Annotated in this window: 13 protein-coding genes; 5 read left to right on the forward strand and 8 right to left on the reverse strand. The window is 71.8% G+C overall.

The window, feature by feature from the left end:
• Positions 1–29 precede the first annotated feature (29 nt).
• Positions 30–2,453 carry an aerobic carbon-monoxide dehydrogenase large subunit gene (gene cutA, locus E4P40_RS07520; protein WP_135158179.1) on the forward strand — a complete coding sequence of 808 codons (2,424 nt, stop codon included), beginning with the start codon at positions 30–32 and terminating at the stop codon, positions 2,451–2,453.
• Positions 2,450–3,118 carry a carbon monoxide dehydrogenase subunit G gene (locus tag E4P40_RS07525; RefSeq protein ID WP_135158180.1) on the forward strand — a complete coding sequence of 223 codons (669 nt, stop codon included), beginning with the start codon at positions 2,450–2,452 and terminating at the stop codon, positions 3,116–3,118. Before cutA (E4P40_RS07520) ends, E4P40_RS07525 begins: the two co-directional genes overlap by 4 nt.
• A gap of 70 nt (positions 3,119–3,188) precedes the next feature.
• Here E4P40_RS07525 and E4P40_RS07530 read toward each other — a convergent pair whose 3' ends face one another.
• The 3 genes from E4P40_RS07530 to E4P40_RS07540 form a co-directional block, all read right to left on the reverse strand.
• Positions 3,189–4,265 (reverse strand): alkene reductase, encoded by a 1,077-nt coding sequence (locus E4P40_RS07530; protein WP_135158181.1) that lies wholly within the window; start codon positions 4,263–4,265, stop codon positions 3,189–3,191.
• A 54-nt stretch (positions 4,266–4,319) separates the two neighbouring features.
• Positions 4,320–5,270: an SDR family NAD(P)-dependent oxidoreductase gene (locus tag E4P40_RS07535; RefSeq protein WP_135158182.1), complete on the reverse strand. Its 951-nt coding sequence runs from the start codon at positions 5,268–5,270 to the stop codon at positions 4,320–4,322.
• Between the two features lie 69 nt (positions 5,271–5,339).
• The gene (locus E4P40_RS07540) at positions 5,340–5,645 is read right to left on the reverse strand and encodes a hypothetical protein (protein ID WP_209305219.1); all 306 of its coding nucleotides are present in this window, start codon (positions 5,643–5,645) and stop codon (positions 5,340–5,342) included.
• A 14-nt stretch (positions 5,646–5,659) separates the two neighbouring features.
• Between E4P40_RS07540 and E4P40_RS07545 the strand changes: the two genes are divergently transcribed.
• The 3 genes from E4P40_RS07545 (at position 5,660) to E4P40_RS07555 (ending at position 8,245) form a co-directional block, all read left to right on the forward strand.
• On the forward strand, positions 5,660–6,094 hold the full coding sequence (locus E4P40_RS07545; RefSeq protein ID WP_209305220.1) for a hypothetical protein: 435 nt from the start codon (positions 5,660–5,662) through the stop codon (positions 6,092–6,094).
• A 69-nt stretch (positions 6,095–6,163) separates the two neighbouring features.
• On the forward strand, positions 6,164–7,114 hold the full coding sequence (locus E4P40_RS07550; RefSeq protein ID WP_135158182.1) for an SDR family NAD(P)-dependent oxidoreductase: 951 nt from the start codon (positions 6,164–6,166) through the stop codon (positions 7,112–7,114).
• A 54-nt stretch (positions 7,115–7,168) separates the two neighbouring features.
• The gene (locus tag E4P40_RS07555) at positions 7,169–8,245 is read left to right on the forward strand and encodes an alkene reductase (protein ID WP_135158181.1); all 1,077 of its coding nucleotides are present in this window, start codon (positions 7,169–7,171) and stop codon (positions 8,243–8,245) included.
• Between the two features lie 70 nt (positions 8,246–8,315).
• Here E4P40_RS07555 and E4P40_RS07560 read toward each other — a convergent pair whose 3' ends face one another.
• Genes E4P40_RS07560 through E4P40_RS07580 form a run of 5 tightly spaced genes read right to left on the reverse strand, consistent with a single transcriptional unit; the run spans position 8,316 to position 14,328 of the window.
• Positions 8,316–8,984 (reverse strand): carbon monoxide dehydrogenase subunit G, encoded by a 669-nt coding sequence (locus E4P40_RS07560; protein WP_135158180.1) that lies wholly within the window; start codon positions 8,982–8,984, stop codon positions 8,316–8,318.
• Complete coding sequence (cutA, locus tag E4P40_RS07565; RefSeq protein WP_135158179.1) at positions 8,981–11,404, reverse strand: aerobic carbon-monoxide dehydrogenase large subunit; 2,424 nt, start codon at positions 11,402–11,404, stop codon at positions 8,981–8,983. Before cutA (E4P40_RS07565) ends, E4P40_RS07560 begins: the two co-directional genes overlap by 4 nt.
• A 40-nt stretch (positions 11,405–11,444) precedes the next feature.
• Positions 11,445–11,945: a (2Fe-2S)-binding protein gene (locus tag E4P40_RS07570; RefSeq protein WP_135158178.1), complete on the reverse strand. Its 501-nt coding sequence runs from the start codon at positions 11,943–11,945 to the stop codon at positions 11,445–11,447.
• Entirely contained in the window at positions 11,942–12,829 is an 888-nt protein-coding gene (locus E4P40_RS07575; protein ID WP_135158177.1) for an FAD binding domain-containing protein, read from the reverse strand. The genes E4P40_RS07570 and E4P40_RS07575 overlap by 4 nt, the downstream gene beginning before the upstream one ends.
• Positions 12,826–14,328 (reverse strand): solute carrier family 23 protein, encoded by a 1,503-nt coding sequence (locus E4P40_RS07580; protein ID WP_135158176.1) that lies wholly within the window; start codon positions 14,326–14,328, stop codon positions 12,826–12,828. The genes E4P40_RS07575 and E4P40_RS07580 overlap by 4 nt, the downstream gene beginning before the upstream one ends.
• Positions 14,329–14,381: the final 53 nt, after the last annotated feature.

The following is a 14,381-nucleotide window of genomic DNA, read 5'->3' on the forward strand; positions in this document are numbered from 1 at the left end:
GCGATTTCGGCACCCGGGGAGGGCCGGCCGTGACCACGAAGCTGTTCGGGGAGCCGGTCCGCCGGCGCGAGGACGCCCGGCTGATCATCGGCAAGGGCCGCTACCTCGACGACATCGGCCACCACGCCCTGGCCGCCGCGTTCGTGCGGTCGCCGCACGCCCACGCACGGATCACCGACATCGACGTCGAGGCCGCCCTGGACGTCGAGGGCCTGGTCGCGATCTACACCTACGAGGACCTGCACGGCCCGATGGCCGAGCCGCTGCCGGTGCTCATCCCGCACCCGCAGCTGCACTCGCCGCGCACCGGCTACCCGCTGGCGAACGGCATCGTGAACCACGTCGGCGAGCCGATCGCGATGGTGGTCGCGATCGACCGGTACATCGCCGAGGACGCCGCCGAGCGGATCGCCGTCAGCTACGAGGAGCTGCCGGTCGTCGTCGGGGTCGACGCTGCCCGAGAGGCGGCGCACTGGGTCCACGAGGACGTCCCGTCGAACGTGGCGGCGCACCACCACCAGGAGACCGGGGACGTCGAGCCGGCGCTGGCCGCCTCCCCGCACACGCTGAGCTTCACGCAGTACATCGAGCGCAGCGCCTGCACGCCGATGGAGGGCAAGGGCGTGCACGCTCGCTGGGATCCGGACGACGGGTCGCTGCGGGTCTACACGAGCACCCAGGCCTCGACCTCGGTGCGCGCGGCGATCGCGGCGAAGCTGCAGCTGTCGCTGGACAAGGTCGAGGTCATCGCGCCGGACGTCGGCGGCGGCTTCGGCGTGAAGATCGTGCATCCGTGGCCCGAAGAGCTTCTGGTGCCGATGGCGGCGATCGCGCTGCAGCAGGAGGTGAAGTGGGCCGAGGACCGGCGCGAGCACTTCATCTCCTCGGCGCACGAGCGGCAGCAGAAGCAGGAGATCACCGTCGGCTTCACCGACGAGGGCCGGATCACCGCCCTCGACGTCCACATCTGGCACGACAACGGGGCGTACACGCCCTACGGGATCATCGTGCCGATCGTGACGGCGACCCAGCTGGTGGGCCCGTACGTGCTGCCGGTGTACCGGGTGATCGTCGAGAGCGTCTACACGAACACCGTGATCGTGACGCCGTACCGCGGGGCCGGGCGGCCGCAGGGCTGCTACGCGATGGAACGGACGATGGACCGCATCGCCGACGAGCTCGGCCTCGACCGGGCACTGGTGCGCGAGCGGAACCTGATCCAGCCCGACCAGTTCCCCTACGACCACCACCTGACGTTCCAGGACGGCCGGCCGGTCATCTACGACTCCGGCGACTACCCGGGGCTGATGGCGAAGCTGAAGACGCTGGTCGGCTGGGACGACGTCGAGACGCTGCGCGCCGAGGCCTCGTCGCGGGGCAAGCAGCTCGGCATCGGGATGGCGCTGTACGTGGAGGGCACCGGGCCCGGGCCGTACGAGGGCGGGCACGTGCAGGTGCTCGGCAGCGGCAAGGTGCTGGTGTCGACGGGGCTGACCTCGCAGGGGCAGGGTCACGAGACGGTGTTCGCGCAGATCGTGGCGTCGGAGCTCGGGGTGCCGATCGAGGACATCGAGGTCACCACCGGTGACACCCGACGCTTCGGCTACGCGGTGGGCACGTTCGCCTCGAGGGCCGCGGTGATGAGCGGCAACGCGATCGCGCTGGCGGCGCGGGGCGTGAAGGAGAAGGCGCTGCGGATCGCTGCCGACGTCCTCGAGGCCTCCCCGGACGACCTGGAGATCGACAACGGCGTCGTCCAGGTGAAGGGGGTGCCGGGGTCGTCGGTGCCGCTGCGCACAGTCGCCGTCCTCTCCAACCCGCTGCGGTACGCCTTCGACGAGGCGGCGAAGCAGGCGACCCAGTTCGCCATCCCGGGGTCGGACGACAAGCCGCCGGTGGCCGTGGGCGATGCGCCGGGGCTGGAGCACCGCGACTACTACTCGCCGATCCGGTCGACCTTCGCGTCGGGCGCGCACGCGGCGATCGTGGAGATCGACCCGCAGACGTGGGAGATCGACGTCGTGAAGTACGCGGTGGTGCACGACTGCGGCAACGTGGTGAACCCGATGATCGTCGAGGGCCAGGTGCACGGCGGTGTCGCGCAGGGCGTGGGCGGTGCACTGTACGAGCGGATGGCCTACGACAAGGACGGGCAGCTGCAGAACGCCTCGTTCATGGACTTCCTGATGCCGTACGCCTCCGAGGTGCCCGAGATCGACATCGACCACCAGCAGACGCCCTCGCCGCTGAACCCGCTGGGGATCAAGGGCGCCGGCGAGGCCGGCGTCATCCCGGGTACGGCGGCGATAGCGTCGGCGATCGAGGACGCGGTGGGACGGCGGATCGCGGCGATGCCGATCAGCCCGACCGAGCTGTACGACCTGGTGCGCAACCCGGAATCGGAACTGACCGCCACGGCTGGGCGCCGGGCGGGGACTGGAGCGATGGCGTGAACCTGGACGGCTCTGCGGTGCTCTCGGCCGATCCCGAGCGGGTATGGGCCGTGATCACGGACCCGGCCGTGCTGGCGCGGACCATCCCCGGCTGCGAGACGCTCGAGCAGGTCGGGGACGACGAGTACAAGATGAACGTCTCCGTGGGGGTCGGGGCGATCCGCGGGACGTACGCCGGCGAGGTCAAGCTGACCGACCAGCAGCGGCCGTCGTCCTACGTCATGCACGCGTCCGGCGCAGGGGCTCCCGGCAATGCGCGGGCGACGGTGACGATCAACCTGGAGCCGGCCGGCAACGGCAGGACCAACCTCACCTACTCGGCGGACGCCGTGATCGGCGGCCCGGTCGCCGGCGTCGGTCAGCGGATGATCACCGGCGTCGCGAAGCGGATGGCCGGCCAGTTCTTCAAGGCGATCGACGACGAGCTGACGGGTGCAGTGGTGCCGATCGGTGCCGCGCCGTCCGCTGCTGCGGCGGCGAGCGACGCCTCACTGGTGGCCGGCGCTCAGCCGGTCGCTGCCGCGCCCCGGACCTTCACCGGCAAGGCGGCAGCCGCTGGGCCCGCCGGCGACGTCCAGTCGTTGCTCCTCGGCGCCGTCGGCGGCGCGCTGCTCACCCTGCTCGGCGTCCTGGTCGGCTACCGCCTCGGCCGCCGCACGAGCTGACCCCGGACATCACCGAGGGGCCCTCTCGATGGGATCGAGAGGGCCCCTCGGTGCGGGTTGATGGTGGAGCTCAGCTGACCGCGAGGAACGGGTAATCGGTGTAGCCCTCGGCGCCGGCGCCGTAGAAGGTCGCCGCGTTCGGCTCGTTCTCGGGGTGCTCGCCGGCCCAGCGCTCGACCAGGTCGGGGTTGGCGATGACGGCCCGGCCCACGGCCACGGCGTCCGCATGCGCGGCGTCGATCAGCTGCACGGCCTCCTCCCGGGTGGTCACCCGGCCGAAGCCGCTGTTGGCGACGAGCGGACCGCCGAAGCGACCGCGCAGCTCCTGCACCAGCTCACCACCAGGCTCGGAGTGCAGCACGGAGAGGTACGCCAGGCCCAGAGGGCGGAGCTGGTCGACCAGGTACCCGTAGGTGGCGCGGACATCGGCCTCGTCGACCTCGTGCATGCCCTGGACGTGGTGCATCGGCGACAGCCGGATGCCGACCCTGCCCGCGCCGATGGCCTCGGCCACCGCCGTCGTCACCTCGAGGACGAACCGCGCGCGGTTCTCCGGCGAGCCGCCGTACTGGTCGGTGCGCTCGTTGGTGTTGGGGGAGAGGAACTCGTGCAGGAGGTACCCGTTGGCGCCGTGGATCTCCACGCCGTCCAGGCCGGCGGCGACCGCACGCCTCGCCGCCGCGACGAAGTCGACCAGCGTGGCCTGAGCCTCCTCGGTGGTCAGTGCGTGGGGCACCGGGTAGGGCTTCTTGCCAGCCGGGGTGTGCGCGTCCCCGTCGATCGCCAGGGCGGACGGGGCGACGATCCGGTCGGTGCCGGTGATGTCGGGATGCGAGACCCGGCCGCTGTGCATGAGCTGCATGACGACCCGGCCGCCGCGGGCGTGCACAGCCTCGGCGACTCGACGCCAGCCGTCCTCCTGCTCGGCGTTCGTGATGCCGGGCTGGCCCGGGTAGGCGCGCGACTCGGGGTTCGGGTACGTGCCCTCGGTGATGATCAGGCCGACGCCCGCGCGCTGCCGGTAGTGCTCGACGACGAGGGCGCCGGGCACGCCGGCGGCACCGGAGCGCATCCGGGTGAGCGGGGCCATGACGACGCGGTTGGCAAGTCGGAGGTCGCCCAGGGCGACGGGAGAGAACAGATCCACGACGGTTGCAACCTGCGATGCGGCGGCCCATTCCGGAACGCGACCGTCATCACGTCACGAGCGCGGGGCGCCTGGCTCAGGAACCGCGACCTCCAGCGGGATGCCGGTCTCGCGCTCGGAGACCTGCCACAGGACGTCGATCTGCTTCTGCAGGTTGAAGCGACGCAGGATCGGGCGCTTCACCGCCGGTCCGTGGGTGCCGAACTGCGGCGCGTAGAGCTCCCCACCCTTCGCCGGCGGATCGGTTGCCGCCCGCAGCTGCGGCCGCGCACCTTCCAGAGGCGTCATCCCCGACCGCGCCGTCATGGTCTCGAAGAACGCGCCCAGCCAGCCAGCGCCACCCTCCCGCACCGACCGCGGCTGCAGGTCGGTGTTCGTGAGCCCCGGGTGCGCGATGAGGCTCGCCGCCCGCACGCGGGCGCGCTCGAACTGCTGCTGCAGTCCCAGCCCGAAGTGGTAGTTGGCCATCTTCGCCCGCGCGTACGACGACCAGGCCCCGTAATTCTCGCGCATGTGCGGGTCGGCCGGGTCCAGCCCCTGGCTCCGGAACCGCGCCGTGCTCGTCACCGTCACCACCCGCGCCGCCGGCGCCTTCAGCAGCGCCGGCAGCAGGTGCGCGGTGAACGCCCAGTGCCCCAGGTGGTCCACACCGAGCTGCATCTCGAACCCGTCGACCGTCGTCCGCTGCGGCATCGCCATCACGCCCGCGTTGTTCACCAGCAGGTCCACCTGCTCGTGCGCCGCGAGCACCTTCGAAGCGGCCGTCGACACCACCGAGAGGTCCCCGAGGTCCAGCGGCACGACCCCTAGCGACGCCGCCGGATACCGCTCGGCGATCCGCGCCACCGCCGCCGTGGTCTTCCCAGGGTCCCGAGCAGCCAGGACGACGTGCGCGCCGGCTCCCGCCAGAGCCAGCGCCGTCTGGTACCCCAGCCCGCCGTTCGCGCCGGTCACCACCGCGGTGCGCCCGCTCAGGTCGGGGATGTCCTTCTCGGTCCAGGCCATGGACCCATCCTCCACGGACGGCGGCGGGGCAAGCCGCGCGCCTTGACGACGCTTCCGCGGAAGCGTCTCCTACCGGCCGGCGCGCATCTCCGCCTTCACGGCGACGGCTGCCAGCACCTCCCACCGGATCGCCGAGCTGCCCGGTCCGACGACGCACCAGTACCGGTTGAACCGCTTCCGGGTCGCGTCATCGGTCGCGGCGACGCGCGTCTCCGAGCTCAGGTGAGTGCCCCCGACCGCCGGCGACAGCCGGAACTCCATCCCGATCTTCACCCAGCCGGGCTCCTCGAACGACCGCACGCCGTCGGCGTCGAGCTCCGGCGGTGTCTCGCCCCCGGTCAGCCGCCACGCCTGCAGCACGCCTCCGAACACCACGGCGGTCGCTGCCGGTGTCGCTCGTGCTGAGCGGGATCCGGGCCGTGCCGGTGCTGCTGACCGGCCGGTGGCGCGGGGGCCTCGACCGCACGTTCCTGGACGTCGTCCCGATCCCTGTGCTGTCGTCCGAGGCGCCGACCGCCGTGGTGTTCGGAGGCGTGCTGCAGGCGTGGCGGCTGACCGGGGGCGAGACACCGCCGGAGCTCGACGCCGACGGCGTGCGGTCGTTCGAGGAGCCCGGCTGGGTGAAGATCGGGATGGAGTTCCGGCTGTCGCCGGCGGTCGGGGGCACTCACCTGAGCTCGGAGACGCGCGTCGCCGCGACCGATGACGCGACCCGGAAGCGGTTCAACCGGTACTGGTGCGTCGTCGGACCGGGCAGCTCGGCGATCCGGTGGGAGGTGCTGGCAGCCGTCGCCGTGAAGGCGGAGATGCGCGCCGGCCGGTAGGAGACGCTTCCGCGGAAGCGTCGTCAAGGCGCGCGGCTTGCCCCGCCGCCGTCCGTGGAGGATGGGTCCATGGCCTGGACCGAGAAGGACATCCCCGACCTGAGCGGGCGCACCGCGGTGGTGACCGGCGCGAACGGCGGGCTGGGGTACCAGACGGCGCTGGCTCTGGCGGGAGCCGGCGCGCACGTCGTCCTGGCTGCTCGGGACCCTGGGAAGACCACGGCGGCGGTGGCGCGGATCGCCGAGCGGTATCCGGCGGCGTCGCTAGGGGTCGTGCCGCTGGACCTCGGGGACCTCTCGGTGGTGTCGACGGCCGCTTCGAAGGTGCTCGCGGCGCACGAGCAGGTGGACCTGCTGGTGAACAACGCGGGCGTGATGGCGATGCCGCAGCGGACGACGGTCGACGGGTTCGAGATGCAGCTCGGTGTGGACCACCTGGGGCACTGGGCGTTCACCGCGCACCTGCTGCCGGCGCTGCTGAAGGCGCCGGCGGCGCGGGTGGTGACGGTGACGAGCACGGCGCGGTTCCGGAGCCAGGGGCTGGACCCGGCCGACCCGCACATGCGCGAGAATTACGGGGCCTGGTCGTCGTACGCGCGGGCGAAGATGGCCAACTACCACTTCGGGCTGGGACTGCAGCAGCAGTTCGAGCGCGCCCGCGTGCGGGCGGCGAGCCTCATCGCGCACCCGGGGCTCACGAACACCGACCTGCAGCCGCGGTCGGTGCGGGAGGGTGGCGCTGGCTGGCTGGGCGCGTTCTTCGAGACCATGACGGCGCGGTCGGGGATGACGCCTCTGGAAGGTGCGCGGCCGCAGCTGCGGGCGGCAACCGATCCGCCGGCGAAGGGTGGGGAGCTCTACGCGCCGCAGTTCGGCACCCACGGACCGGCGGTGAAGCGCCCGATCCTGCGTCGCTTCAACCTGCAGAAGCAGATCGACGTCCTGTGGCAGGTCTCCGAGCGCGAGACCGGCATCCCGCTGGAGGTCGCGGTTCCTGAGCCAGGCGCCCCGCGCTCGTGACGTGATGACGGTCGCGTTCCGGAATGGGCCGCCGCATCGCAGGTTGCAACCGTCGTGGATCTGTTCTCTCCCGTCGCCCTGGGCGACCTCCGACTTGCCAACCGCGTCGTCATGGCCCCGCTCACCCGGATGCGCTCCGGTGCCGCCGGCGTGCCCGGCGCCCTCGTCGTCGAGCACTACCGGCAGCGCGCGGGCGTCGGCCTGATCATCACCGAGGGCACGTACCCGAACCCCGAGTCGCGCGCCTACCCGGGCCAGCCCGGCATCACGAACGCCGAGCAGGAGGACGGCTGGCGTCGAGTCGCCGAGGCTGTGCACGCCCGCGGCGGCCGGGTCGTCATGCAGCTCATGCACAGCGGCCGGGTCTCGCATCCCGACATCACCGGCACCGACCGGATCGTCGCCCCGTCCGCCCTGGCGATCGACGGGGACGCGCACACCCCGGCTGGCAAGAAGCCCTACCCGGTGCCCCACGCACTGACCACCGAGGAGGCTCAGGCCACGCTGGTCGACTTCGTCGCGGCGGCGAGGCGTGCGGTCGCCGCCGGCCTGGACGGCGTGGAGATCCACGGCGCCAACGGGTACCTCCTGCACGAGTTCCTCTCCCCCAACACCAACGAGCGCACCGACCAGTACGGCGGCTCGCCGGAGAACCGCGCGCGGTTCGTCCTCGAGGTGACGACGGCGGTGGCCGAGGCCATCGGCGCGGGCAGGGTCGGCATCCGGCTGTCGCCGATGCACCACGTCCAGGGCATGCACGAGGTCGACGAGGCCGATGTCCGCGCCACCTACGGGTACCTGGTCGACCAGCTCCGCCCTCTGGGCCTGGCGTACCTCTCCGTGCTGCACTCCGAGCCTGGTGGTGAGCTGGTGCAGGAGCTGCGCGGTCGCTTCGGCGGTCCGCTCGTCGCCAACAGCGGCTTCGGCCGGGTGACCACCCGGGAGGAGGCCGTGCAGCTGATCGACGCCGCGCATGCGGACGCCGTGGCCGTGGGCCGGGCCGTCATCGCCAACCCCGACCTGGTCGAGCGCTGGGCCGGCGAGCACCCCGAGAACGAGCCGAACGCGGCGACCTTCTACGGCGCCGGCGCCGAGGGCTACACCGATTACCCGTTCCTCGCGGTCAGCTGAGCTCCACCATCAACCCGCACCGAGGGGCCCTCTCGATCCCATCGAGAGGGCCCCTCGGTGATGTCCGGGGTCAGCTCGTGCGGCGGCCGAGGCGGTAGCCGACCAGGACGCCGAGCAGGGTGAGCAGCGCGCCGCCGACGGCGCCGAGGAGCAACGACTGGACGTCGCCGGCGGGCCCAGCGGCTGCCGCCTTGCCGGTGAAGGTCCGGGGCGCGGCAGCGACCGGCTGAGCGCCGGCCACCAGTGAGGCGTCGCTCGCCGCCGCAGCAGCGGACGGCGCGGCACCGATCGGCACCACTGCACCCGTCAGCTCGTCGTCGATCGCCTTGAAGAACTGGCCGGCCATCCGCTTCGCGACGCCGGTGATCATCCGCTGACCGACGCCGGCGACCGGGCCGCCGATCACGGCGTCCGCCGAGTAGGTGAGGTTGGTCCTGCCGTTGCCGGCCGGCTCCAGGTTGATCGTCACCGTCGCCCGCGCATTGCCGGGAGCCCCTGCGCCGGACGCGTGCATGACGTAGGACGACGGCCGCTGCTGGTCGGTCAGCTTGACCTCGCCGGCGTACGTCCCGCGGATCGCCCCGACCCCCACGGAGACGTTCATCTTGTACTCGTCGTCCCCGACCTGCTCGAGCGTCTCGCAGCCGGGGATGGTCCGCGCCAGCACGGCCGGGTCCGTGATCACGGCCCATACCCGCTCGGGATCGGCCGAGAGCACCGCAGAGCCGTCCAGGTTCACGCCATCGCTCCAGTCCCCGCCCGGCGCCCAGCCGTGGCGGTCAGTTCCGATTCCGGGTTGCGCACCAGGTCGTACAGCTCGGTCGGGCTGATCGGCATCGCCGCGATCCGCCGTCCCACCGCGTCCTCGATCGCCGACGCTATCGCCGCCGTACCCGGGATGACGCCGGCCTCGCCGGCGCCCTTGATCCCCAGCGGGTTCAGCGGCGAGGGCGTCTGCTGGTGGTCGATGTCGATCTCGGGCACCTCGGAGGCGTACGGCATCAGGAAGTCCATGAACGAGGCGTTCTGCAGCTGCCCGTCCTTGTCGTAGGCCATCCGCTCGTACAGTGCACCGCCCACGCCCTGCGCGACACCGCCGTGCACCTGGCCCTCGACGATCATCGGGTTCACCACGTTGCCGCAGTCGTGCACCACCGCGTACTTCACGACGTCGATCTCCCACGTCTGCGGGTCGATCTCCACGATCGCCGCGTGCGCGCCCGACGCGAAGGTCGACCGGATCGGCGAGTAGTAGTCGCGGTGCTCCAGCCCCGGCGCATCGCCCACGGCCACCGGCGGCTTGTCGTCCGACCCCGGGATGGCGAACTGGGTCGCCTGCTTCGCCGCCTCGTCGAAGGCGTACCGCAGCGGGTTGGAGAGGACGGCGACTGTGCGCAGCGGCACCGACGACCCCGGCACCCCCTTCACCTGGACGACGCCGTTGTCGATCTCCAGGTCGTCCGGGGAGGCCTCGAGGACGTCGGCAGCGATCCGCAGCGCCTTCTCCTTCACGCCCCGCGCCGCCAGCGCGATCGCGTTGCCGCTCATCACCGCGGCCCTCGAGGCGAACGTGCCCACCGCGTAGCCGAAGCGTCGGGTGTCACCGGTGGTGACCTCGATGTCCTCGATCGGCACCCCGAGCTCCGACGCCACGATCTGCGCGAACACCGTCTCGTGACCCTGCCCCTGCGAGGTCAGCCCCGTCGACACCAGCACCTTGCCGCTGCCGAGCACCTGCACGTGCCCGCCCTCGTACGGCCCGGGCCCGGTGCCCTCCACGTACAGCGCCATCCCGATGCCGAGCTGCTTGCCCCGCGACGAGGCCTCGGCGCGCAGCGTCTCGACGTCGTCCCAGCCGACCAGCGTCTTCAGCTTCGCCATCAGCCCCGGGTAGTCGCCGGAGTCGTAGATGACCGGCCGGCCGTCCTGGAACGTCAGGTGGTGGTCGTAGGGGAACTGGTCGGGCTGGATCAGGTTCCGCTCGCGCACCAGTGCCCGGTCGAGGCCGAGCTCGTCGGCGATGCGGTCCATCGTCCGTTCCATCGCGTAGCAGCCCTGCGGCCGCCCGGCCCCGCGGTACGGCGTCACGATCACGGTGTTCGTGTAGACGCTCTCGACGATCACCCGGTACACCGGCAGCACGTACGGGCCCACCAGCTGGGTCGCCGTCACGATCGGCACGATGATCCCGTAGGGCGTGTACGCCCCGTTGTCGTGCCAGATGTGGACGTCGAGGGCGGTGATCCGGCCCTCGTCGGTGAAGCCGACGGTGATCTCCTGCTTCTGCTGCCGCTCGTGCGCCGAGGAGATGAAGTGCTCGCGCCGGTCCTCGGCCCACTTCACCTCCTGCTGCAGCGCGATCGCCGCCATCGGCACCAGAAGCTCTTCGGGCCACGGATGCACGATCTTCACGCCGAAGCCGCCGCCGACGTCCGGCGCGATGACCTCGACCTTGTCCAGCGACAGCTGCAGCTTCGCCGCGATCGCCGCGCGCACCGAGGTCGAGGCCTGGGTGCTCGTGTAGACCCGCAGCGACCCGTCGTCCGGATCCCAGCGAGCGTGCACGCCCTTGCCCTCCATCGGCGTGCAGGCGCTGCGCTCGATGTACTGCGTGAAGCTCAGCGTGTGCGGGGAGGCGGCCAGCGCCGGCTCGACGTCCCCGGTCTCCTGGTGGTGGTGCGCCGCCACGTTCGACGGGACGTCCTCGTGGACCCAGTGCGCCGCCTCTCGGGCAGCGTCGACCCCGACGACGACCGGCAGCTCCTCGTAGCTGACGGCGATCCGCTCGGCGGCGTCCTCGGCGATGTACCGGTCGATCGCGACCACCATCGCGATCGGCTCGCCGACGTGGTTCACGATGCCGTTCGCCAGCGGGTAGCCGGTGCGCGGCGAGTGCAGCTGCGGGTGCGGGATGAGCACCGGCAGCGGCTCGGCCATCGGGCCGTGCAGGTCCTCGTAGGTGTAGATCGCGACCAGGCCCTCGACGTCCAGGGCGGCCTCGACGTCGATGTCGGTGATCCGTGCGTGGGCGTGCGGCGACCGCACGAACGCGGCGGCCAGGGCGTGGTGGCCGATGTCGTCGAGGTAGCGGCCCTTGCCGATGATCAGCCGGGCGTCCTCGCGCCGGCGGACCGGCTCCCCGAACAGCTTCGTGGTCACGGCCGGCCCTCCCCGGGTGCCGAAATCGCCATTTCGGCACTCACTGGGCGTCCCGCATCGCCGTGTTGGCGTGGTGGACCGCCTTCTTGATGTTGGCGTAGCCCGTGCACCGGCAGAGGTTGCCGCCCACCAGGTCGTCGACCTCCTCCTCGGTCAGCTCCGCGGCGTTGTCCCGCTTCTCCAACCCCGCCGCGATCGTCATCAGGAAGCCGGGCGTGCAGAACCCGCACTGCAGCGCGTGGCACTCGCGGAAGGCCTCCTGCACGGGGTGCAGCGAGCCGTCGTCCGAGGCGAGGCCCTCCACGGTGGTCACCGAGGCGCCGTCCACCTGGACGGCGAGCAGCAGGCACGAGCGCACCGGGTCGCCGTCCACCAGCACCGTGCACGCCCCGCAGACGCCGTGCTCGCAGCCGACGTGCGTGCCGGTCAGCCCGAGGTCGTGGCGCAGCGCGTCCGACAGCAGCCGGCGCACCGGCACGGTGGCTTCACGTGGAACACCGTTCACCGTGACGGTGATCGTCCGTTCCGTGTCGACACTCACGCGGTTCCCCCTGCCGCCTCGGCTGCCGCCGAGGCCGAAGTCCGTTCCGTCAGGACGCCGACCAGCAGGCGGCGGTAGTCGGCACTGGCGTGGATGTCGGTGTCGGGGTCGACCAGCGTCCGCGCCAGCGCACCTGCGGCGGCCCAGTCGGCCTTCTCCACCGTCGACCCGGCGACGGCGTCGGTCAGGTCGTGCACCTCGGGGGTGAGCCCCACCGACACGTAGGAGGCGAGGACACGCTCGACGGTGCGGTCCTCGGACAGGGTGACGACGACGCCCGCGCCGCAGACCGCGTAGTCGCCCTTGCGCCGGGCGACCTCGGCGAAGGCGGTGCCCGAGCGCAGCGGCAACGCGGGGAAGTAGGCGGAGGTGACGACCGCGGGACCGTGCACCGAGGTCTCCAGCGGGCCGACGAAGAAGTCGCGCCACTCGACGGTGGAGATCCCGGAGGGCGTGGCGACGGTGACATGACCGTCGGTGAGGGCGAGGACGGAGGTCATCTCGCCCGAGGGGTCGGCGTGCGCGATCGAGCCGACCGTCGTCCCCCGGTTGCGGATGGCCGGGTGGGCGACGTTCGCCGTCGCCCGGGCCAGCAGCGGCTGGACCCGGGCGGCGGCAACGGCCTGGGGGTGGCCACCCAGCAGTGCGTTGTGGCGGACCAGGGCTCCCACCGTCACGCCGTCCCCGGTGGCCTCGACGGTGTCGAGGCCGGGCACCCGGTTGATGTCCACCAGGGTGGTCGGCGCCGCGAGCCGCATGGAGAGCAGCGGGAGCAGCGACTGGCCACCGGCGAGCACCTTGGCGCCCTCACCCTCTGCCGACAGGACCGCGAGGGCCTCGTCCAGGGTGCCGGGGTCGGCGTAACGGAAGGGAGCGGGCTTCACCGGTTGAGCGTGCCCTCTCCACGATCGTGGGGAACACCCGGGCGGCCGACCTCGTCCACCGACGACGGATCGGTGCCACCGCGCGCGTCGGCGTAGCCGCCGGCCGGACCACGGAGCTGCTCGCCGGTGTGGCCGAGCGTGGAGCCGCTCTCCAGCACGCTGCCCTCGCGGAGCAGTGCGGCCTTCATGTCCGTCGGGGCCAGTGCACGGGCGACGTGCCAGCCGACGACGGCCACGATCGAGCCGAGCGCGATCCCCTCCAGGGAGAAGTTGTCCGTGATCTGGAGACGTACCGGGCCGATGCCGATGATGATGCCTGCGGCCAGCGGCACCAGGTTGATCGGGTTGGCGAAGTCGACGCGGTTCTCCTTCCAGATCTTCGCGCCGAGCAGGCCGATCATCCCGTAGAGGACGACGGTGATCCCGCCGAGAACGCCGCCCGGGACGATGTTGATCAGGGCGCCGAACTTGGGCACGAGGCCCAGCAGGATCGCGACGATCGCGGCCACGTAGTACGCCGCGGTCGAGTACACCCGGGTGGCGGCCATGACGCCGATGTTCTCGGCGTAGGTCGTCGTGGGCGAGCCACCGACCGAGGTGGCGACGACGGTGCCGACACCGTCGGCGAAGATCGCGCGGCCGATGACCGGGTCGAGGTCGCGCTTGGTCATCTCCGCGACGGCCTTGACGTGACCGGCGTTCTCCGCGACCAGGGCGATGACCGCGGGCAGCACCAGGAGGCTGAACTTCAGCGAGAAGCTCGGCGCGGTGAAGTCCGGCAGGCCGAACCAGTCGGCGTCGCCCACCGTGTCGAAGTTGATCCGGTCGCGGGTGACGACCTCGCCGGTCCCGTCGGGGGAGGTGATCTGGCCGGCGGTGACGTCGAGCAGCACCGAGAGCAGGTAGCCGAAGACCAGGCCGAGCAGGATCGAGATGCGGGCGAGGAAGCCGCGCAGCGCGAGCGAGCAGACGATGACGAACGCCATCGTGGCCAGGGCGACCCACTGGTCCTGCGGCCAGTAGATGCCGGCGGCGACCGGGGCCAGGTTGAACCCGATCAGCATGACCACCGCGCCGGTGACGGCCGGGGGCAGCACCTTGTTCACGACGCCGACGCCCGCGAAGTGGATCAGCAGACCCACCAGCGCCAGCACGACGCCCGCAACCAGGATCGCGCCGACGACATCGCTCGAGTCACCGCCGTTGGCGCGGATCGCCACGACGCCGCCCACGAACGAGGCGCTGGTGCCCAGGTAGCTGGGCACCTGGCCCCTGACGATGAGCAGGAACAGGATCGTCGCGATCCCGCTCATCATGATCGCGAGGTTGGGGTCCAGCCCCATGATCAGGGGGAAGACGAAGGTCGCGCCGAACATCGCGACGACGTGCTGCGCACCGATGCCGACCGTGCGCGGCCACGAGAGCCGTTCGTCCGGGGCGACAGCCTCGCCCAAGGGCGGGGTCTTGCCGTCCCCGTAGAGCTTCCAGCTGAGCGCCATGCGAGTGCCTCCTCGACGTGCACTTCCGACCCGGACCGGTGCTGGTCAACGGC

The organism is Blastococcus sp. CT_GayMR20, from assembly GCF_004570345.1.

Excerpts from the sequence above, each read along its gene's own strand:
- E4P40_RS07535 (WP_135158182.1), bottom strand. The coding sequence starts at position 5,270 with ATGGCCTGGACCGAGAAGGACATCCCCGACCTGAGCGGGCGCACCGCG.
- E4P40_RS07580 (WP_135158176.1), bottom strand. The coding sequence starts at position 14,328 with ATGGCGCTCAGCTGGAAGCTCTACGGGGACGGCAAGACCCCGCCCTTG.
- E4P40_RS07550 (WP_135158182.1), top strand. The coding sequence starts at position 6,164 with ATGGCCTGGACCGAGAAGGACATCCCCGACCTGAGCGGGCGCACCGCG.